The organism is Streptococcus sp. CF8_Ac1-9 (genome assembly GCF_024295565.1).
GTDB classification, from domain to species: Bacteria; Bacillota; Bacilli; order Lactobacillales; family Streptococcaceae; genus Streptococcus; species Streptococcus parasanguinis_X.
Genome location: NZ_JANCOY010000003.1, coordinates 99,734 through 120,759 on the forward strand (window position 1 = coordinate 99,734; position 21,026 = coordinate 120,759).

Genomic DNA, 21,026 nt, shown 5'->3' on the forward strand with positions numbered 1-21,026 from the left:
AAGCCAATTGAAAGATGAACGGAAAAAGTTACTTGCTAAATTAGCCTATCTATACTATGTTGAAGACAAAAGTCAATCGCAAATCGCAGCAGAAACTGGAATCTACCGTACAACTGTCAGCAGAATGCTAGCAGAGGCCAAGAAAGAGGGCGTAGTAAAAATTGAAATCGAAAACTTTGATACTCGCCTCTTCCATTTAGAAAATTATATCAAACAAAAATATGGCTTAAAAGCTATCGAGATTATACCGAATCTAGTTGATGAACCTCGAGAAAGCCTTGAAAAGCGACTGGCGCAAGCAAGTGCGGTCATGCTTCGTAATTTGATTGAAGATGGAATGACAGTCGGATTTTCATGGGGCAAGTCTCTCAGATTAATGGTAGAACAAGTTGGAACGAAGCGCTTGGATGGTGTACAGTTTTATCCCCTAGCTGGAGGTCCCAGTCATATTCATGCTCGCTACCATGTCAATACGCTGATCTACAGTATGGCGAGTAAATTTCATGGGGAATGTCATTTTATAAACGCGAGTGTCATTCAAGAAAATTCTGAGGTGACGGAAGGCATCTTATCTTCTAAGTATTTTGAGGATTTGAAAGCTAGTTGGCGTTGTTTGGATGTTGCGGCTGTAGGGATTGGTGGCTATGCAGATAGCAAGAATCCTCAGTGGTTTGATATGCTGACATCAAATGATTTTAAGAAATTGGAGTCAGAACATGCTGTAGGAGAAGTATGCTGTCGTTTCTTTGATCAAGAAGGTATCCCCGTTTATCCTGAATTACAGGAAAGAACAATATCTATCACATTGGAGGAATTGAGAGAGGTACCAAACACCATCTCTTTGGCCTACGGTGATCAGAAAGCAAAAGCACTTTTATCGGTTTTGAAAGCCAACTATATCAATCATTTAGTCACAGATGAAGCAACGATCTTAAAAGTCTTAGAATTAGATGGTGATCAGCAATTTACTAAAAAATAGGACAGCAGGAATGCAGTCCTTATTTTTTTGAGTTAAATAGCACAAATGTGCAAAAAACAAAAACAATAATCAAATGTTGCGATTTTTATTGACCGGCAAAAATATAAATGGTATATTGACAATAGAAAAAGCGCTTTCAGTAGATTGATAAAGGAGTGTAGTGCACATGGAAATAATTGTTGCAGACCAAATTATTATGGGATTGATTTTAAATGCGGGTGATGCTAAACAGCATATTTACCAAGCTTTATCATATGCTAAGGAGGGCGATTTTACATCTTCTGAAGACGAAATTGCGAAAGCAGATGCAGCATTGCTAGAAGCGCATAACTTGCAAACACAATTTTTAGCCCAGGAAGCAGGTGGGACAAAGACAGAGATTACAGCTTTGTTTGTGCACTCACAAGATCACTTAATGACTTCAATCACAGAGATTAACTTGATCAAAGAAATGATTGACTTACGTAAAGAACTTTCAGCGAAACAATAAGGAGGAAAAGAAGATGAAAATTGGATTGTTTTGTGCAGCAGGATTTTCAACAGGAATGTTGGTAAATAATATGAAGGTGGCGGCTAAGGAATTAGGGATTGATGCTGAAATCGATGCCTATTCTCAAGCGAAATTAGCAGATTTTGCTCCTGAAATCGATGTCGCTTTGTTGGGCCCTCAAGTAGCTTATACTTTGGATAAATCAAAAGCGATTTGTGAGGCAAACCATATTCCTATTGCTGTCATCCCTATGGCAGATTATGGGATGTTGGATGGTAAGAAAGTACTAAATCTAGCTCTAGAATTGCTAGGAGAAAAATAAGGAGGCTTCCCATGTCTAATTTTAATTCTCAGAAAATTATCGCTCCAATCATGCGGTTTGTAAACTTGAAAGGAATTATTGCTCTTAAAGATGGGATGTTAGCGATCCTTCCATTAACGGTAGTTGGTAGTTTGTTCCTGATTATTGGGCAATTACCATTTGAAGGCCTTAATCAGGCTATTGCTAGTGTATTTGGCGATACGTGGACAGAGCCATTTATGCAGGTTTATTCAGGAACATTCGCCATCATGGGCTTAATTTCGTGCTTCTCCATTGGTTATTCATATGCTAAAAACAGTGGAGTAGAACCCTTGCCAGCAGGAGTTTTGTCCCTATCTTCATACTTTATCTTGTTAAAATCTTCTTATGTACCAGCTAAGGGAGAACCAATTGGTGATGCCATTGCAAAAGTATGGTTTGGTGGTCAAGGGATTATCGGGGCTATTATTATAGGTCTGGTAGTTGGTGCGATTTATACTGTGTTTATCCAAAGACACATTGTTATTAAAATGCCAGAACAAGTACCTCAAGCCATTGCCAAACAATTTGAAGCGATGATTCCTGCTTTCGTGATTTTCTTACTATCAATGATTGTCTATATCGTATCAAAAGTAGTGACAAGTGGCGGTACTTTCATTGAAATGATCTATGATGTCATTCAGGTTCCTCTACAAGGTCTAACAGGATCACTTTACGGAGCGATTGGAATTGCCTTCTTTATTTCGTTCTTGTGGTGGTTTGGTGTGCACGGACAATCAGTTGTCAATGGTGTAGTAACAGCCTTACTACTTTCTAACCTGGATGCCAATAAATCAATGTTGGCAGCTGGGAAGCTATCCGTTGAAAATGGTGCTCACATTGTAACTCAACAATTCCTAGATAGTTTCCTTATTTTGTCTGGATCAGGTATAACCTTTGGTTTGGTTGTTGCTATGTTATTTGCTGCTAAGTCAAAACAATATAAGGCACTTGGGAAAGTTGCAGCTTTTCCTGCAATCTTCAATGTTAATGAACCCGTCGTATTTGGCTTCCCAATTGTAATGAACCCAGTGATGTTCCTTCCATTTATTATCGTTCCAATTTTAGCAGCGATAATTGTTTATACTTCAATTGCTATTGGGTTCATGCATCCATTCTCAGGTGTGACCCTTCCTTGGAGTACACCAGCCATTATTTCTGGATTTATGGTTGGAGGTTGGCAAGGTGCTTTCGTTCAAGTGCTGGTTCTCGCAACCTCGACTGTCGTATATTTCCCATTCTTCAAATTCCAAGATAATCTTGCCTATAACAACGAATTACAAGCTGAAAAATAGTGCGTTTATTAGGAGTGCACAGATGTGCGACTAGAATAGAATTTATAGGTATTATCCATAATTCATTGAAATTCGTAAAATTTAATGCTACTATAGTTACGAAAGAAAACAAAATAATTTCAAAAGAAAGGTTTTGAAAAAATGAAACAAGTAGAAGTAGCAAGTACAAGCATTAAAACAGAATATTTTGGAAGCCTCACTGAACGCATGAATAAGTATCGTGAAGATGTCTTAAACAAGAAGCCTTATATCGACGCTGAACGTGCCGTTCTTGCAACTAAGGCATATGATCGTTATAAGGAACAACCAAATGTTCTTAAACGTGCCTATATGTTGAAAGAGATTCTTGAAAATATGACAATCTATATTGAGGATGAATCCATGATTGCTGGAAACCAAGCATCCTCTAATAAAGATGCTCCGATCTTCCCAGAATATACTTTAGAGTTCGTTCTGAAGGAATTGGATCTTTTTGAAAAGCGGGATGGTGACGTCTTCTATATTACGGAAGAAACGAAAGAGCAGCTCCGTAGTATCGCACCGTTCTGGGAAAATAATAACTTACGTGCAAGAGCTGGAGCTCTTCTACCTGAAGAAGTATCTGTCTATATGGAAACAGGATTCTTCGGTATGGAAGGGAAGATGAATTCAGGAGATGCCCACTTAGCAGTCAATTATCAAAAATTATTGCAATATGGCTTGAAAGGTTTTGAAGAAAGAGCCCGCCAAGCTAAAGCAGCCCTAGATCTAACGGATCCAGCTAGCATTGATAAGTACCATTTTTACGATTCTATCTTTATCGTAGTTGATGCTGTTAAGACCTATGCTCAACGATTTGTTGAACTTGCTAAACAACTTGCTGAGACAGCAACTCCTGAACGTAAGAAGGAATTGCTTGAAATTGCAGAGATTTGCTCAAAAGTTCCATACGAGCCTGCAAGTACATTTGCAGAGGCTGTTCAGTCTGTTTGGTTTATCCAATGTATTCTTCAGATTGAATCAAATGGACACTCACTTTCATATGGCCGTTTTGACCAATATATGTATCCATACGTTAAAGCTGATTTGGAAAGTGGACGGGAAACTGAAGAGAGTATTGTTGAACGCTTGACCAACCTTTGGATTAAGACTATTACAATTAACAAAGTACGTAGTCAAGCACATACCTTCTCATCTGCAGGTAGTCCGCTTTATCAAAATGTTACGATTGGTGGTCAAACGCGTGATAAGAAAGACGCTGTTAACCCATTGTCTTATTTAGTGTTGAAGTCTGTTGCTCAAACTCACCTTCCTCAACCAAACTTAACTGTTCGTTACCATGCTGGTTTGGATGCCCGCTTCATGAACGAATGTATTGAAGTTATGAAGCTCGGATTCGGTATGCCTGCTTTCAATAATGATGAGATCATTATTCCATCCTTTATTTCAAAAGGCGTGCTTGAAGAAGATGCTTATGATTACAGTGCAATTGGTTGTGTAGAAACAGCTGTTCCAGGTAAGTGGGGATATCGCTGTACAGGTATGAGTTATATGAACTTCCCTAAAGTTTTGCTCATTACGATGAATGACGGAATCGATCCTGCTTCTGGCAAGCGCTTTGCACCAAGCTTTGGTCATTTTAAAGACATGAAGAGCTTCGATGAATTGCAAACAGCATGGGACAAGACCTTACGCCACTTAACCCGCATGAGTGTGATCGTAGAAAACTCTATCGACCTATCTCTTGAAAGAGAAGTGCCAGATATCCTCTGTTCAGCTTTGACAGATGACTGTATTGGACGTGGAAAACACCTAAAAGAAGGTGGGGCTGTCTACGATTATATTTCTGGTTTACAAGTGGGTATTGCAAACTTATCCGATTCGCTTGCAGCGATCAAGAAACTGGTATTTGAAGAAGGGCGCTTAACACCACAAGAACTATGGCATGCTCTGGAAACCGATTACGAGGGCGAACGTGGAAAAGAAATCCAAGAGATGCTTATCCATGATGCACCGAAGTATGGAAACGATGATGACTATGCAGACAGCTTAGTTCGAGAAGCATACGATATTTATGTGGATGAAATTGCTAAATATCCAAATACTCGCTATGGACGTGGGCCAATCGGTGGTATCCGTTACTCAGGTACATCTTCTATTTCAGCCAATGTAGGACAAGGTCGTGGAACATTAGCTACTCCGGACGGTCGTAATGCTGGAACTCCACTAGCAGAAGGATGCTCTCCATCCCACAATATGGACCAACATGGCCCAACATCTGTTCTAAAATCAGTTTCTAAATTGCCAACAGATGAAATAGTTGGTGGTGTTTTACTGAACCAAAAAGTAAACCCACAAACTTTAGCCAAAGAAGAAGATAAATTAAAACTTATTGCTTTACTCCGTACGTTCTTTAATCGTCTACATGGATACCATATTCAATATAATGTGGTTTCTAGAGAAACGTTATTAGATGCTCAAAAACATCCGGAAAAACACCGTGACTTAATTGTACGTGTTGCAGGCTACTCAGCTTTCTTCAATGTACTATCAAGACCTACACAAGATGATATTATTGGACGGACAGAGCATACTCTATAGTAAAGAGGTATGTATATGGAATTTATGCTTGATACTTTAAATATAAATGAAATAAAAAAATGGGCTCGAGTGTTACCTCTTGCTGGGGTAACCTCTAACCCAACAATTGCCAAAAAAGAAGGAGAAATCGATTTCTTTAAACGGATTCATGAGGTTCGGGAGATCATTGGTGAAGCTCCTTCTATCCATGTGCAAGTTGTTGCGAAAGATTATGACGGTATTTTAAAAGATGCTGCGAAAATTCGACAAGAATGTGGCGGAAATGTTTTTATTAAAGTTCCGGTTACTCCTGAGGGGTTGGCAGCTATCAAAACATTAAAATCAGAAGGTTATAAAATTACTGCAACCGCAATTTATACTGTATTTCAAGGTCTTTTGGCTATTGAAGCAGGCGCAGATTACCTTGCTCCCTATTATAATCGAATGGAGAACTTGAATATTGATTCAGCACAGGTAATAGCACAATTGGCAGATTCAATCGAAAAAAATCAATCATCAAGCAAAATTCTAGCAGCATCCTTTAAGAATGTCGGTCAAGTCAATCGAGCATTCAAAGAAGGGGCACAAGCCATCACTGCTGGGGCTGATGTCTTTGAAGCGGCTTTTGGAATGCCGTCAATTGAAAAAGCGGTGAATGATTTTGCAAATGATTGGTCAGCTATTCATCATCAGAATATAATTTGATAAAGGAGGAGTATATGAGAAATTTTGCAAGTCCGTCACGTTACATTCAAGGGGAAAATGCCTTATTTGAAAATGCAAAACCTATTTTAGAACTGGGGAGTCATCCTGTATTACTATGCGACTCAGTAGTCTATGAAATCGTAGGAGAACGATTTGAAAAATATCTCCTTCGGTATGGATTTACAGTCTTGCCAGTCTTCTTTAATGGAGAAGCTTCTGATAACGAAATCAATCGTGTGGTTAGTTTGGCAGAAGAAAATGGCTGTGATTTGGTCATTGGACTTGGTGGAGGAAAGACCATCGATAGTGCGAAAGCTATTGCCGATCTTTTAAAATCACCAGTTGTGATTGCCCCTACCATTGCCTCTACAGATGCTCCCGTTTCCGCTTTGTCAGTTATCTACACGGATGAAGGTGCCTTTGCTCGCTATATTTTCTATTCTAAAAACCCAGAATTGGTCTTGGTGGATAGCAAAGTCATCTCTCAAGCACCAAAACGTTTGCTCGCTTCTGGAATCGCAGATGGATTAGCGACTTGGGTCGAAGCGCGTGCGGTAATGCAAGCCAATGGAAAAACCATGTTGGGTCAACGACAAACCTTAGCGGGTGTCGCCATTGCACAACGTTGTGAAGAAACCTTATTTGCTGATGGACTCCAAGCCATGGCTGCTTGTGAAGCCAAAGTCGTAACCCCTGCTCTTGAAAACATCATTGAAGCCAATACCCTTCTTAGTGGTATTGGGTTTGAAAGTGGTGGGTTAGCAGCTGCCCATGCCATCCATAATGGCTTTACAGCCCTTACTGGGGACATCCACCATTTGACTCACGGTGAAAAAGTAGCCTACGGAACGTTAGTTCAATTGTTCTTAGAAAACCGTCCTAAGGAAGAATTGAATAAATACATTCGTTTCTATCAACAAATCGGTATGCCAACCACTCTGAAAGAAATGCATCTTGAAACTGCAAGTTATGAAGATCTTCTCAAAGTTGGTCAACAAGCCACCATCGAAGGAGAAACCATCCATCAAATGCCATTTGAAGTGAAGGCTTCTGATATTGCCCAAGCCATCGTAGCAGTAGATGCCTACGTTCAAGGTTTAGACTAAATCAATATCTGTCATTCACAGATAATGTAGACAAACTGATTTTTTACATCAAACAAACTAATGGATGCCTAAAAAATTAAAATTAGATACTTTTTAAGGCTCATTAAAAAATACTTAGGAACTTTCCGCCGTGAGAAAAGTGCCTGAAAACAATTGTTTCAGGCACTCGGGAGTTTTGAGACCTTAGGCTCAAAACTAAGTCATGGAACTTCTTCGAAGTTCGCTGACGTCCGTACTCACCTAAGGAAAGTTTCTAAGATGACTTTGTCAACAAACCAAGAACTCCCATACCTTATGGTAATGGGAGTTCTTTTTCTATTTTCTTCTTTTTGGATCGGTTTGTTTAAAGATCAGGTATAAAATTCCGGCAGGCAGGAAGCAGAAGAGCCACATAACATCTAGTCCCTTGCTTTTACTGCTAAAGGTCGTTGTTTTAGACTCACTGACGGTCACTCCCGCTTTAATACTTGGAGATACCTGTTGCAAGCCGTTCTGAACGACTAGGCGGTTGTCTTCCAGTTTAAGGGCTGGCTTCGTCCCCTTCTTAACGGTCGCATAGAAGTCTTGCTTCAGCTGAATGGTCTTCCCGTCGATGGTATGATCGCCTGCAGAAAGGATTTTTTTATACTGGTAGTCTGCGAACATTTTCTCAGCCAGGGTATTCCCTATTTGATTGCGGTAGCTTTCGGCGATCTCGACGTCGTAGTTCCCAACCCCCAAAATCACTTCGATAATCCGTTGTTTCCCCCGCTTGGTGGTCGCGGTGTAGTTATAGTCAGCAGTCGGGCTAGATCCAGTTTTGAGTCCATCTGTTCCTTTAAGGGCGAATTTTCCACCTTCGAGCGAAGTATTGTAGTTATCGTAGCTTTGCTCGTAGGGGGTTCCTTCCATGATGGTAGTGTGAGCTTGCTTGGTGTATTCCAACATTTCTGGCAGGTCGTTTACGATGTGATAAGCCAGAATAGACATGTCCCGCGCTGTGATTTCGTTATTCGCATTGACATCGTAGCGCTGAGGATTGTAGTAGCCCTGAAGGACCGAAATCATCGCCCCATTTGGATTGTGCCATTTGGTATGGCTCATCCCCATTTCTTGTGCGTACTGATTCATTAAGTCCAAAAACTTATCGGGATCATTGTCAGTGACGGCGTTGGCGAGCATAATCACGGCCGCACTGGAAGATGGAACAAAGAGCATCTTGATCAATTCAGATACTTTGTAGTCAACACCAGCTACAATAGGTGAGTTACTTAACAGATTGTTTTCCGAGATGGCTTGGTCTGCCTCTGTTGCTGTAACCACGGTATCATATTTGATCTTGCCTTCTTTGAGGGCCCGAAAGACTACATAGGCACTCATGAGTTTGGCCATGCTTCCTGAGTCCCGGACCGTGTCGATATTGTCTCCGTACAATATAGCTCCAGTATTGGCGTCGATGACGATGTCAGCCTTGGGCTTGTAAAAATCGTCCAATACCAGTCCAGCATCAGCTGCGATTTTCATGACATCTTCTTGCTGGTAGATGTCGTCCGCAAAGGCAGTGGAAATAGGGCCTAATGTCAAGACTCCTACAAGGAGGGACAAGAGGCTGTGTTTTAGTCGTTTGTGTAAATGTCTCACATAATTCATAGATTCCATTATATCATACAGGCCAGGGATTCAACTTGAAAAAATTTTAGAAAAAGTAGAAATTGAAAAAATAAAGGAAAAATAGAATAATTTCGCAGTAAAAGCGTTTACATTTCCCTAGAAAGTGCTATAATTTAAATTGAGTATAACATTTTTTACAATGAGGTGATTTATATGAACAAAGGGAAGGTACTCTTAGCTACCAGCGCTCTGCTTTTATCAGCTGGTGTACTGGCAGCCTGCTCAGGAGGGAAATCTAGTAGCTCTGGTGGTCAGACATTTAGCTATGTCTATACCCAGGATCCGGATACCTTAGACTACTCGATTTCCAATAAAAAATCGACTTCCGAGTTTACAGGAAATGCGATAGATGGCTTGTTGGAAGTGGACAAGTACGGGAACTTGATCCCATCGCTTGCTAAAGACTGGACTGTTTCCAAGGATGGCTTGACCTATACTTATAAACTCCGTAAAGGGGTCAAATGGATGACTTCTGAAGGGGAAGAATATGGAGAAGTCAAGGCCAAAGACTTTGTCACAGGCCTCAAACACGCGGCAGACAAGAAATCACAAGCGATTTACTTGGTCCAAAAATCTGTCAAAGGCTTGGATGATTATGTATCAGGGAAAACATCTGATTTCTCAACTGTTGGAGTAAAGGCTATTGATGATTATACCGTTCAATATACCTTGAGCCAACCAGAAAGTTTCTGGAATTCTAAGACTACGATGGGGATCTTGATGCCGGTTAACGAAGAGTTCCTGAAATCTAAAGGAGATGACTATGGTCAAGGAACTTCTCCATCTAGTATCCTATACTGCGGTCCTTATTTGATCAAATCTATCACTTCTAAATCTTCTGCGATATTGGAAAAGAACCCAACATACTGGGATGCGGAAAATGTCAAGATCAGTAAAGTCAAACTGACCTATTATGATGGTCAAGACTCCGAGTCTCTGATCCGTGGATTTGATAACGGTGACTATACAGTTGCCCGTGTTTTCCCAAATGGTTCCAACTATAAGAGTGTAGAGAAGAAGCATAAGGACGACATCGTCTATACTGACCAAGGTTCCTCAACCTATAACCTTTCCTTCAACATTGACCGTCAGGCCTATGAAATCACAAAGAAGACCACGGATGCTCAAAAGGCCTCTACCAAGAAAGCAATCTTGAACAAGGACTTCCGTCAAGCTATTATGTTTGCCTTCAACCGCAAGGCTTATGTAGCGCAAACTAACGGGGAAGCGGGTGCCAATAAGGTGATCCGTAATACCTTTACGCCACCAAACTTTGTCCAAATCGATGGCAAACAATTTGGTGATGCAGTAGAAAAAGACTTAGAAGCTTATGGGGATGAATGGAAAGGGGTCTCTGTCGCAGATGGAAAAGACACCCTCTACAATCCAAGCAAGGCCAAAGAAGAGTTTGCCAAAGCTAAGGCAGAATTGCAGTCTCAAGGAGTTGAATTCCCAATTCATTTAGACCTTCCAACTTCTTCGACTTATACGGAAGGAATCAAACAAGCCCAATCCTTCAAACAGTCGATTGAATCTACATTGGGAGCAGAAAATATTGTCATCGATCTGAATATGGTTTCTGAGGATGATCTTCAACGAGTGACTTACTTTGCTGAAAATGCTTCCCAACAAGACTGGGATCTAAACAATAACTTGGGCTGGGGACCAGACTATACGGACCCATCTTCTTACATCGACATCACCAGTGGTAAATCTGGTGAAAATGCCAATTCTTACTTTGGATTCGATGCTGGTACGGATAATGCGGCGGCAAAAGCAGCTGGCTTTGATGAGTACAATCAATTAATTGAGGACGCTCAAAAAGAAAACACTGATGTGAACAAGCGTTATGAAAAATATGCTGCGGCTCAGGCTTGGTTGACCGATAGCGCCCTCTTGATTCCGATTCATTCGGATGGGGCTTCTCCAGTCGTTCGTAAGACTGTACCATACTCTGCAGCCTTTGCTTGGACAGGCCACAAGGGTCAAACCTTTAACTATAAGTATTTAGAAGTTCAAGACAAGGTCGTAGCGGCGAAAGACTATGACAAAGCGCGTGAACAATGGAAGAAAGAAAAAGAAGAATCCAATAAAAAAGCGCAAAAAGAACTTGAAAAGCATGTGAAATAGACTTTTCTTAGCGAAAACAGGATGGACAGGTCCCGTATGGGACCTGTCTTTTTCTTTGTCTGAACCTTTAAAAATCGCCTAAAAATGGTATAATAGGAGCATCACGAAAATTGGAGAGACGCTATGAGTTTTTACGATCATAAAGAAATCGAGCCTAAGTGGCAAAAATACTGGGCTGACCATCATACTTTTAAGACAGGAACAGATGCTTCAAAACCTAAGTTTTATGCATTGGACATGTTCCCTTACCCATCTGGAGCGGGTCTGCACGTAGGACACCCAGAAGGATACACAGCGACTGATATCCTCAGCCGTTTCAAACGTGCACAAGGCTACAACGTCCTTCACCCAATGGGCTGGGATGCCTTTGGTTTGCCTGCAGAGCAATACGCTATGGATACAGGGAATGACCCAGCGGAATTCACAGCGGAAAACATTGCTAACTTCAAACGCCAAATCAATGCGCTTGGATTCTCTTACGACTGGGACCGTGAAGTCAACACGACAGATCCAAACTACTACAAATGGACGCAATGGATTTTCACCAAGCTTTATGAAAAAGGTTTGGCTTATGAAGCGGAAGTGCCAGTAAACTGGGTTGAAGAATTGGGCACAGCTATCGCTAACGAAGAAGTTCTTCCAGATGGAACCTCTGAGCGTGGGGGCTATCCAGTTGTTCGTAAACCAATGCGCCAATGGATGCTCAAAATCACTGCCTATGCGGAGCGCTTGCTTGCTGACTTGGATGACCTTGACTGGCCAGAGTCTATCAAGGACATGCAACGCAACTGGATTGGAAAATCAACTGGTGCCAATGTCACTTTCAAAGTAAAAGGGACAGACAAGGAATTCACCGTCTTTACAACTCGTCCGGATACCCTCTTTGGTGCGACCTTCACTGTTTTGGCGCCTGAACATGAACTAGTAGATGCCATCACAAGCCCAGAACAAGCTGAGGCTGTAGCGGACTACAAACACCAAGCTAGCCTTAAATCAGACTTGGCTCGTACAGACCTTGCCAAGGAAAAAACAGGGGTTTGGACTGGAGCTTATGCGATCAACCCTGTCAATGGTAAAGAAATCCCAATCTGGATTGCGGACTACGTTCTTGCTAGCTACGGTACAGGTGCTGTTATGGCCGTACCTGCCCACGATGAGCGTGACTGGGAATTTGCTAAACAGTTTGGTCTTCCAATCGTAGAAGTCTTGGAAGGTGGCAATGTTGAAGAGGCTGCCTACACAGAAGATGGCCTTCACGTCAACTCTGACTTCTTGAACGGTCTCAACAAAGAAGAAGCGATTGCTAAAATTGTGGCTTGGTTAGAAGAAAAAGGCTTTGGTCAAGAAAAGGTGACCTACCGTCTCCGCGACTGGCTCTTTAGCCGTCAACGTTACTGGGGTGAACCAATCCCAATCATTCATTGGGAAGATGGAACTTCGACAGCTGTTCCAGAAAGTGAACTACCACTTGTCTTGCCAGTAACCAAGGACATCCGCCCTTCAGGTACTGGAGAAAGCCCATTGGCCAACTTGACAGACTGGCTGGAAGTGACCCGTGAGGATGGCGTCAAAGGTCGTCGTGAAACTAATACGATGCCACAATGGGCCGGTTCAAGCTGGTACTACCTCCGCTATATCGATCCACACAACACTGAGAAATTGGCTGACGAGGATCTCCTCAAACAATGGTTGCCAGTAGATATCTACGTAGGTGGTGCAGAACACGCCGTGCTCCACTTGCTTTACGCTCGTTTCTGGCATAAATTCCTCTATGACCTTGGTGTTGTTCCAACTAAGGAGCCATTCCAAAAACTCTTTAACCAAGGAATGATCTTGGGAACTAGCTACCGTGACCACCGTGGTGCTCTTGTGGCAACTGACAAGGTTGAAAAACGTGACGGTTCCTTCTTCCATGTGGAAACAGGGGAAGAGTTGGAGCAAGCGCCAGCTAAGATGTCTAAATCCCTCAAGAACGTGGTCAACCCAGACGATGTGGTGGAACAATACGGTGCGGATACCCTTCGTGTCTATGAAATGTTCATGGGACCACTCGATGCTTCCATCGCTTGGTCTGAAGAAGGTCTGGAAGGAAGCCGTAAATTCCTTGACCGTGTGTACCGTTTGATCACAAGTAAAGAAATCGTTGCGGAAAACAATGGCGCTCTAGACAAAGTTTACAACGAAACTGTTAAGGCTGTTACAGAGCAAATCGAGTCTATGAAATTCAACACAGCCATTGCTCAGCTCATGGTCTTTGTCAATGCTGCCAACAAGGAAGACAAACTCTATGTGGATTATGCCAAAGGCTTTATCCAATTGATCGCTCCATTTGCGCCTCACTTGGCAGAAGAACTCTGGCAAACAGTCGCAGCAACAGGCGAGTCTATCTCTTATGTGGCTTGGCCAACATGGGACGAAAGCAAATTGGTTGAAGACGAAATTGAAATCGTCGTTCAAATCAAAGGAAAAGTCCGTGCTAAACTCATGGTCGCGAAAGATCTTTCACGCGAAGAATTGCAAGAAGTCGCTCTAGCTGACGAAAAAGTCAAAGCAGAAATCGATGGCAAGGACATCGTGAAAGTGATTAGTGTCCCTAATAAACTTGTTAATATCGTTGTTAAATAAAAATAAATCCTTCAGAGTTCAACTCTGGAGGATTTTTTAGGCTCAGCTTGACAATAAATAGTATTTTTGTTAATATCATTAACAAAAGAGAGGCGCTATGAATAAGAAAGAACTGTATAAGTTTAATAATCGTTTTAACAGCTTTGCTTTAGCTTTTGAACAGTTGAAAAAAGCTCAGCATAGGAACAGTATTGATAAATCAATCACTATTAATGAAGTCCATTTGATCGACCTGATAGGTCGCAATCAGCCTGTGAATCTAGTGAAATTATCTGAGTTACTTGAAGTATCTAGGAGTGCCATTACTCAGAGTGTTAGACGTTTAACCAAGAAAGACCTCGTTACTTTTGAATTTGCACCGGATAATGAAAAAAATAAATATCTGATATTATCCAAAAAAGGTGTTGAAGTTTTTAATATCCATAAAGAGCAGCAAGAACATATTGAAAAGGCCATTTTTTCAGTTTTAAGAAATTATAGTGAGGAGGATCTTCAAATGGTTATGAAACTGATGGATGATGTTGAACAGGTATGGCAAGAATTGCCGTGGTAAAAATCACGGTAATTTTAAAACTATATTGTTAATTATATTAACAAAAAGAGGAAGATATGAATATACAAATTGAACTGATCTCAGAGTCTGATTTAGCAGACGAATCTTTTAATATTGTCATCGATGGCTTAAAACCAAGAGAAACCTATCGAGTCGAAATGTATTTATCTGATTATTATTGTATCAATGCTCCTATGCTTTTAGCTCATGATGTTTTATGGAAATCAACAGCGACTTTTGTATCAGATAAGAATGGTATTATTGATATTTCACAAACTCCATCTTGTTCTGGCTCTTATGAAGATATTGCAACAATGGGGTTATTCTTTAATGCCAAGCCCTTGACCAATAGGAAAAAGAAACTTCCAAACTCTCTTTCTAAAATTCCCTTATTAGATCACTTTTTTGTGGAAATCAAAATTATACAAGGTAATACTGTCGTCGCAGAGAGAACTTTCACAAGACATTACATGAGTTCGCAAATTAGTCATCAAGATATTTACATGAAACATTTTCAAGGGAGACTATTTTATGATAAAAAGGCAATAAAAGCACCAGCATTGATTATTGTGAGCGGTAGTGAAGGAAGGATTGAAAAGGCACAGAATATAGCTCAGCTTCTATCTTCTAGAGGTTATATTTGCTTAGCAGTTGCCTACTTTGGTTTAGAGGGGTTGCCAAAAAATTTGGAACGTATTCCTTTAGAGTGCCTTGTGGAAGCAAAGGATTATCTACGTCAGCATCATCAAGTAGATAGTGAAAGAATTGGAATCTATGGACGTTCTAAGGGAGCAGAGTTAGTTTTAGCTGAGGAGAGCATTTTTAATGACGTTCAATGTTTGGTACTAAATTCACCCTCTGATGTGGTGTATGAAGGGATAAAAGGGAAATGGAACTCCCATACTTCTTCTTGGACGTATTTGCAAAAGGAACTTACCTATCAAAAGTTTCGACTGAGAGATTATCTGTTTAGCAAACTTTTTAGAAAACCTATCCCTAAAGATCGCTCTGCTAGGATAGACATTAGTAGATTCTCTTCGCCAATCTTATTGCTCGGAAGTACTGTTGATGAAATATGGGATGCCTCGTCAGCAATAGCCAATATTGTCTCACATTATAAAGGCCACCACATTACATTTAAAAAATATCATGAAATAGGTCACATGTTGACAGTGGCTTATCAACCCAATCATCGCTATCGAAAAGATTGGCGTTTATTGATGAAAGAGAGTAAGGATTCTTGGTTGGCTACGATTCATTTTTTTGATAGGCATTTGAAGAAGCAATAACATAAGATTATAAATATGCTATAATAGTCCCAACTAAGATAAAAACACAGTTCTGGTTGGTAGTCCAGACGTAGGCAAGCCTATCAGTAACCTTCCTCCTTGGTTGTCCATTCTTAGGGATAGATTTAAGGAGGTGCTGTCGTGGAAACAATTTCAATTGGATTGACAGTTTATTTTGAAGATGGATTTTGGCATGGTTTGTTCGAACAAGTGTATCGAGAAACTTATCAAGTTTGTCGTGTGACATTTGGTCAGGGGCCAAAAGATGATGAAATTCTAGAGATGTTACAGACTCAGTTTACTCATTTATCTTTTAGTCCAGAAGCTACAGTTAAGCAACATGTAAAAATCAAGAATCCTAAACGATTACAGCGAGCTGTGAAGAAACAAGTAAAGAAGAAAATTTCTTCCAAGTCGAAAGAACTATTGCAGTTGCAGTATGAGGAAAGGAAAAAGATTTCAAAACATCAATCTAGTGTCCAAAAGCAATTGCTCAAACAAGAGAAATTCGAACGCAAACAGCAAAAACGAAGAGACAAGCATAAAGGACATTAACCCTTATCTCTTTCATCAAAAAAGCTTCGGTAGGAAGAACCCTACCGAGGCTTTTTAACAAATTTCATTCTGCATTACAGCGAACAGATGTAAAACTCAGTGGTTGTTCTAAAGGAGTTTAAATGTTGCTCTTCTTCCAAGAAAAATGGTGAAAAAAGAGAAAAAGTCTGGTAATTTTGAGGTCTTCAAGAATTCTTTGAAGACCATCTTAGAAAAAAATGTTATTTCTATATCGAAATAGTTGACAGATGTAACAGGCAGTGGTACAATGACTTTGATATTTCGATATAGAAATAAAAAGGAGACAAAATGGACAAGATGCAAGGGGGCTACCAAGCTTTACAGATACGCTTATTGAACGGGCGACTTTTTCAAAAACTCTTGAGCAAGGAACCAGATGCTCAATACAGAAGTGAACAAGGGAAAATTTTAACGATTTTGTGGAAGCAAGAGTTGGGGTGCGCTACTGCGACAGATATCGCTCTTGCGACGGGGCTAGCTAATAATACATTGACCAGTATGGTTAAGAAATTGGAAGAACAAGGCTTGGTTACGATTCAACCTTGTACGCAGGATAAAAGGAAAAAATATATCTCTTTGACAGACCTCGGTTGGGCGCAAAAAGAAATTGGCGACCGTGTTAGCAAAGAACTGGGTGAAATTTTCTACCAAGGATTTTCTGATCAAGAAATCCGAGAATTTGAAGCCTATCAAGAGCGGATTATCACAAATCTAAAAGCTAAAGAAAATGACATCTAGGGAAAGGAGGCAACAGTTATGATTGGAATTACAGGTGTAACAGGGAAATTAGGTTCCTATGTGGCTGATCTTGTCGATAAAAAAGGAATTGCTTCTATCCATCTAGCAAGAAGTCCAGAGCGGGCAACAGTCTACGCGTCAGCGGAAATTCGTAAGATGGTGTATGCCAATACTCCAGAGGTAGTTGAGGCCTTAAAGGGTATCGATGTCTTATTGATGGTCTCTGCTCGGGAAAATCCAGAGCGTGTTGAGGAACACACGAGTTTTTTAGATGCCGCAAAGCTTGCGGGGGTGCAGCATATCGTCTATACCTCCTTTTACGGAGCAGATGAAAAAGCAACCTTTACCTTGTCTCGAGATCATGCCCAGACGGAAGCCTATATCAAGAAGTTAGGATTCACCTATACATTTTTGAGAGATAATTTTTACTTGGACTTCTTTATTGATATTGCTCTTGAAAATGGAGAAATTCGTGGTCCGGCTGGCAGGGGCCGTGTGCCAGCTGTTGCCCGTAAGGACACTTCTAGGGTTGCAGCAGAGATTCTCTTAAACCCTAAGGAATGGGAAAATCAAACCTTGAATCTAACAGGACCAGAGGATCTTTCCATGGAAGAAATCGTAGCGCTCCTCTCAAAAGAGAGCGGTAAAACCATCACGTATGTGGATGAATCAGTAGAAGAAGCCTATGAGTCACGGAAAAAATGGCCAGCACAAACTTGGGAGTACGATGCCTGGGTCAGCACCTATACAGCGATTAAAGCTGGGGAACAAGCTGGGGTTTCAACAGATGTCGAAATGGTATTAGGACGTCCAGCTATGAGTTTAATAGATGTTTTGAAAGAAAGACAGTTGCTTGAGGAAGATTAAATGATTGAATACAAACATGTAGCCTTGCGCTACACGGAAAAGGACATTTTGAAAGATGTCAATCTCCGCATTGAAAATGGAGAATTCATGATGCTTGTGGGACCTTCAGGATCTGGAAAAACCACCATGATCAAGATGGTGAACCGTCTCTTGGAGCCGACAGATGGCAATATCTATATGGATGGGAAACGCATCAAAGACTATGACGAACGGGAGTTACGTCTCAGTACCGGCTATGTTCTTCAAGCTATTGCCCTATTTCCTAACTTGACCGTTGCGGAAAATATTGCTCTCATTCCTGAGATGAAGGGCTGGAGCAAGGAGCAAATTGCTTCTAAGACAGAAGAACTCTTGGATAAGGTGGGGCTTCCTGCGGCAGAGTATGCAAATCGCATGCCTAGTGAATTATCTGGTGGGGAGCAACAGCGGATTGGCATTGTACGGGCCATCATTGGGGAACCAAAGATTCTATTGATGGACGAGCCTTTTTCAGCCTTGGATGCCATCTCTCGCAAGCAGTTGCAGACTCTTACCAAAGAATTGCACAAAGAATTCGGTATGACCACTATTTTTGTGACCCATGACACAGACGAGGCTTTGAAATTAGGCGACCGGATCGCAGTACTGCAAGAAGGAGAGATTGTACAGGTAGCGGATTCTGAGACCATTCTTGCCCAGCCAGCCAACGACTTTGTCGCAGATCTATTTGGAGGTGCTCACCATGTCTAAACTACTTGCAACCTTTCAAGAACGCTTTGGGGACTGGCTCGCTGCACTGGGGCAACATTTGCAACTGTCATTACTGACCTTGCTCCTTGCGATTTTTCTGGCTGTTCCTCTAGCTATTTATTTGAGTATCCACAAAAGAACAAGCAACTGGGTTTTACAGCTAGCTGGGATCTTCCAGACCATTCCTTCCATGGCTCTTTTGGGCCTCTTCATTCCTATTATGGGAATCGGGACGCTTCCGGCCTTGACAGCACTTGTCATCTATGCCATTTTCCCGATCCTTCAAAATACTATCACCGGTTTGCAAGGGATTGATCCAAGCCTCGAAGAAGCTGGGATCGCCTTTGGGATGACTAAGTGGGAGCGACTCAAGAAGTTTGAAATCCCCTTGGCCATGCCTGTTATCATGTCTGGGATTCGGACAGCAGCCGTGATGATTATCGGGACAGCTACTCTAGCAGCCTTGATTGGAGCAGGGGGACTAGGTTCCTTTATCCTCCTAGGGATTGACCGCAATAATGCCAGTCTGATTTTGATCGGTGCCCTATCTTCTGCCTTCTTGGCCATCGCATTTAACCTTCTTCTCAAATGGATGGAAAAGGCCAAATTGCGGACCATCTTTGCAGCCTTTGCTGTGATGGTTATTGGATTAGGAGCTTCTTATACACCAAGTCTTCTTCCAAAACCGAAGAAAGAAAACCTGGTCATTGCTGGGAAGTTAGGACCAGAACCTGAAATTCTCGCCAATATGTATAAGATCTTGATCGAGAAAAATACGGATATGACAGTGACTGTCAAACCGAATTTTGGCAAGACCACCTTCCTCTATGAAGCTCTAAAAAAAGGGGATATCGCTATCTATCCAGAGTTTACAGGTACGGTGACCGAAAGTCTCCTCAAGCCGGCACCACAAGTCAGTCATGATCCAGAAGCAGTCTACAAAGCTGCTCGAGATGGGATCAAGCGACAAGACGACCTAGCCTTGCTCAAACCTATGGCTTATCAAAATACCTATGCTGTTGCAGTGCCTAAGAAGATTGCCCAAGAGTATGGACTCAAGACTATTTCAGATTTGAAAAAGGTGGAAGGACAACTCAGGGCGGGCTTTACGCTTGAGTTTAACGACCGAGAGGACGGAAACAAAGGCTTGCAGAAGATCTATGGTCTCAACTTACAAGTCTCCACCATGGAGCCAGCCCTTCGCTACCAGGCGATCCAGTCTGGGGATATTCAAATAACGGATGCCTACTCAACAGATGCTGAACTTGCTCGCTATGACCTGGTGGTCCTTGAAGATGACAAACAACTCTTCCCACCTTATCAAGGGGCGCCCCTTATGAAAGAAGCTCTTCTTAAGAAACATCCCGAATTGGAAGGTGTGCTTAATAAGCTAGCTGGTAAAATCACTGAGAGCCAAATGAGCCAGATGAACTACCAAGTCGGAGTAGAAGGCAAGCCTGCTGCTAAAGTAGCGCGTGACTTTTTGGTAAAAGAAGGATTTATCAAAAATTAACAAACAATTCTCAAGTCTTTGCACTTGAGAATTTTTTAATAGAAAGCAATTTTATATCCTTTCAGCAAGCTTTTGGGGTAGAGGGAAAGACCTTCTCTTCAAAAAAACTCCATTGAGTCTGGCTTAAAATTATGTTACAATAAGCTTTGAAAATGAATGAAAGTATATGGAAAAAGTATGAAAAAACAACCAGTGATTGGAATTACAGGAAATGAAAGACCCTTCCCAGATGATCCAGACGCGAACATGAGTTATGCGGCGACTGGTTTTGTCGAAGCGGTCAAAGAGGCAGGAGGGATTCCTTTGATCTTGCCAATTGGAGATGCGGCCTTGGCCAAAGACTACATATCAATGATTGATAAGCTCATCATCACCGGTGGACAAAATGTCTTGCCCAAGTTTTACGGAGAAGAAATCACCATCGACAGTGATGACTACCTCTTGAAACGCGATCTCTTTGAGTTGGCCTTGATTGAAGAAGCGCGTGCGACTAAAAAAGCGATCTTTACCGTCTGCCGTGGAACCCAGCTCTATAATGTCGCTCTAGGGGGAACTCTGCATCAAGATATTGAACACCATTGGCAGGACAATCCAGGTCAGTACACTAGCCAAGAGTTGGTGACCAAGGATCAGACGGTCCTGCAAGAGATCTATGGTAAGACCAGTCGCATCAATTCTTTCCATCATCAAAGTATTAAAGACTTGGCAGATGGCTTAGAAGTGATCGCGCGGGATCCTAAAGATGACATCATAGAAGCCGTTCAATCCACAGATGAGAGCCGTTTCCTCGGCGTTCAGTGGCATCCGGAACTGCGTTTTGACAAGAGTCCAGCAGATCGCAAGCTCTTTGATTATGTCGTGAATGAATTATAATGAGGACCA

At 41.5% G+C, this 21,026-nt stretch carries 18 protein-coding genes; 17 read left to right on the top strand and 1 reads right to left on the bottom strand.

Annotated features, from left to right (window positions below; translation table 11 throughout):
• Positions 1–7 precede the first annotated feature (7 nt).
• The 7 genes from NML76_RS06410 to NML76_RS06440 all read left to right on the top strand — a co-directional run bounded on the left by NML76_RS06410 (position 8) and on the right by NML76_RS06440 (position 7,474).
• A complete protein-coding gene (locus NML76_RS06410; protein WP_049486456.1) occupies positions 8–979 on the top strand; it encodes a sugar-binding transcriptional regulator in 972 nt (323 codons plus the stop codon).
• A 166-nt stretch (positions 980–1,145) separates the two neighbouring features.
• A complete protein-coding gene (locus NML76_RS06415) occupies positions 1,146–1,469 on the top strand; it encodes a PTS lactose/cellobiose transporter subunit IIA (protein ID WP_049486455.1) in 324 nt (107 codons plus the stop codon).
• 13 nt (positions 1,470–1,482) lie between these two features.
• Positions 1,483–1,791 carry a PTS sugar transporter subunit IIB gene (locus NML76_RS06420; protein ID WP_013904534.1) on the top strand — a complete coding sequence of 103 codons (309 nt, stop codon included), beginning with the start codon at positions 1,483–1,485 and terminating at the stop codon, positions 1,789–1,791.
• 11 nt (positions 1,792–1,802) lie between these two features.
• Complete coding sequence (locus NML76_RS06425) at positions 1,803–3,104, top strand: PTS sugar transporter subunit IIC (RefSeq protein WP_049486454.1); 1,302 nt, start codon at positions 1,803–1,805, stop codon at positions 3,102–3,104.
• Positions 3,105–3,245: 141 nt separating this feature from the next.
• Positions 3,246–5,684 (top strand): glycyl radical protein, encoded by a 2,439-nt coding sequence (locus NML76_RS06430; protein WP_254733012.1) that lies wholly within the window; start codon positions 3,246–3,248, stop codon positions 5,682–5,684.
• A 15-nt stretch (positions 5,685–5,699) separates the two neighbouring features.
• The gene (locus tag NML76_RS06435; protein ID WP_049486453.1) at positions 5,700–6,368 is read left to right on the top strand and encodes a fructose-6-phosphate aldolase; all 669 of its coding nucleotides are present in this window, start codon (positions 5,700–5,702) and stop codon (positions 6,366–6,368) included.
• Between the two features lie 14 nt (positions 6,369–6,382).
• Positions 6,383–7,474, top strand: a complete 1,092-nt coding sequence (locus NML76_RS06440; RefSeq protein ID WP_049506401.1) for a glycerol dehydrogenase — start codon at positions 6,383–6,385, stop codon at positions 7,472–7,474.
• A 315-nt stretch (positions 7,475–7,789) separates the two neighbouring features.
• On the opposite strand, the gene NML76_RS06445 is transcribed toward NML76_RS06440, so the two are convergent.
• Positions 7,790–9,112 (bottom strand): DUF1958 domain-containing protein, encoded by a 1,323-nt coding sequence (locus tag NML76_RS06445; protein ID WP_065427349.1) that lies wholly within the window; start codon positions 9,110–9,112, stop codon positions 7,790–7,792.
• A 165-nt stretch (positions 9,113–9,277) separates the two neighbouring features.
• On the opposite strand from NML76_RS06445, the gene NML76_RS06450 reads away from it, so the two are divergent.
• The 10 genes from NML76_RS06450 to NML76_RS06495 all read left to right on the top strand — a co-directional run bounded on the left by NML76_RS06450 (position 9,278) and on the right by NML76_RS06495 (position 21,017).
• A complete protein-coding gene (locus NML76_RS06450; RefSeq protein ID WP_254733014.1) occupies positions 9,278–11,254 on the top strand; it encodes a peptide ABC transporter substrate-binding protein in 1,977 nt (658 codons plus the stop codon).
• A gap of 123 nt (positions 11,255–11,377) precedes the next feature.
• Positions 11,378–13,879 carry a leucine--tRNA ligase gene (gene leuS / locus NML76_RS06455; RefSeq protein ID WP_254733016.1) on the top strand — a complete coding sequence of 834 codons (2,502 nt, stop codon included), beginning with the start codon at positions 11,378–11,380 and terminating at the stop codon, positions 13,877–13,879.
• A 97-nt stretch (positions 13,880–13,976) separates the two neighbouring features.
• A complete protein-coding gene (locus NML76_RS06460; RefSeq protein WP_060933554.1) occupies positions 13,977–14,432 on the top strand; it encodes a MarR family winged helix-turn-helix transcriptional regulator in 456 nt (151 codons plus the stop codon).
• 56 nt (positions 14,433–14,488) lie between these two features.
• Positions 14,489–15,721 (top strand): acyl-CoA thioesterase/BAAT N-terminal domain-containing protein, encoded by a 1,233-nt coding sequence (locus tag NML76_RS06465; protein WP_254733018.1) that lies wholly within the window; start codon positions 14,489–14,491, stop codon positions 15,719–15,721.
• A 141-nt stretch (positions 15,722–15,862) separates the two neighbouring features.
• The gene (locus NML76_RS06470) at positions 15,863–16,276 is read left to right on the top strand and encodes a YjdF family protein (RefSeq protein ID WP_254733020.1); all 414 of its coding nucleotides are present in this window, start codon (positions 15,863–15,865) and stop codon (positions 16,274–16,276) included.
• A 309-nt stretch (positions 16,277–16,585) separates the two neighbouring features.
• Positions 16,586–17,035: a MarR family winged helix-turn-helix transcriptional regulator gene (locus NML76_RS06475; protein ID WP_134974664.1), complete on the top strand. Its 450-nt coding sequence runs from the start codon at positions 16,586–16,588 to the stop codon at positions 17,033–17,035.
• 18 nt (positions 17,036–17,053) lie between these two features.
• Complete coding sequence (locus tag NML76_RS06480) at positions 17,054–17,902, top strand: SDR family oxidoreductase (RefSeq protein ID WP_254733022.1); 849 nt, start codon at positions 17,054–17,056, stop codon at positions 17,900–17,902.
• Positions 17,903–18,631, top strand: a complete 729-nt coding sequence (locus NML76_RS06485) for an ABC transporter ATP-binding protein (protein WP_254733025.1) — start codon at positions 17,903–17,905, stop codon at positions 18,629–18,631. It abuts the gene before it with no gap.
• Complete coding sequence (locus tag NML76_RS06490) at positions 18,624–20,144, top strand: ABC transporter permease/substrate-binding protein (RefSeq protein ID WP_254733028.1); 1,521 nt, start codon at positions 18,624–18,626, stop codon at positions 20,142–20,144. The genes NML76_RS06485 and NML76_RS06490 overlap by 8 nt, the downstream gene beginning before the upstream one ends.
• 177 nt (positions 20,145–20,321) lie before the next feature.
• Positions 20,322–21,017 (top strand): gamma-glutamyl-gamma-aminobutyrate hydrolase family protein, encoded by a 696-nt coding sequence (locus tag NML76_RS06495; protein ID WP_254733030.1) that lies wholly within the window; start codon positions 20,322–20,324, stop codon positions 21,015–21,017.
• Positions 21,018–21,026 lie beyond the last annotated feature (9 nt).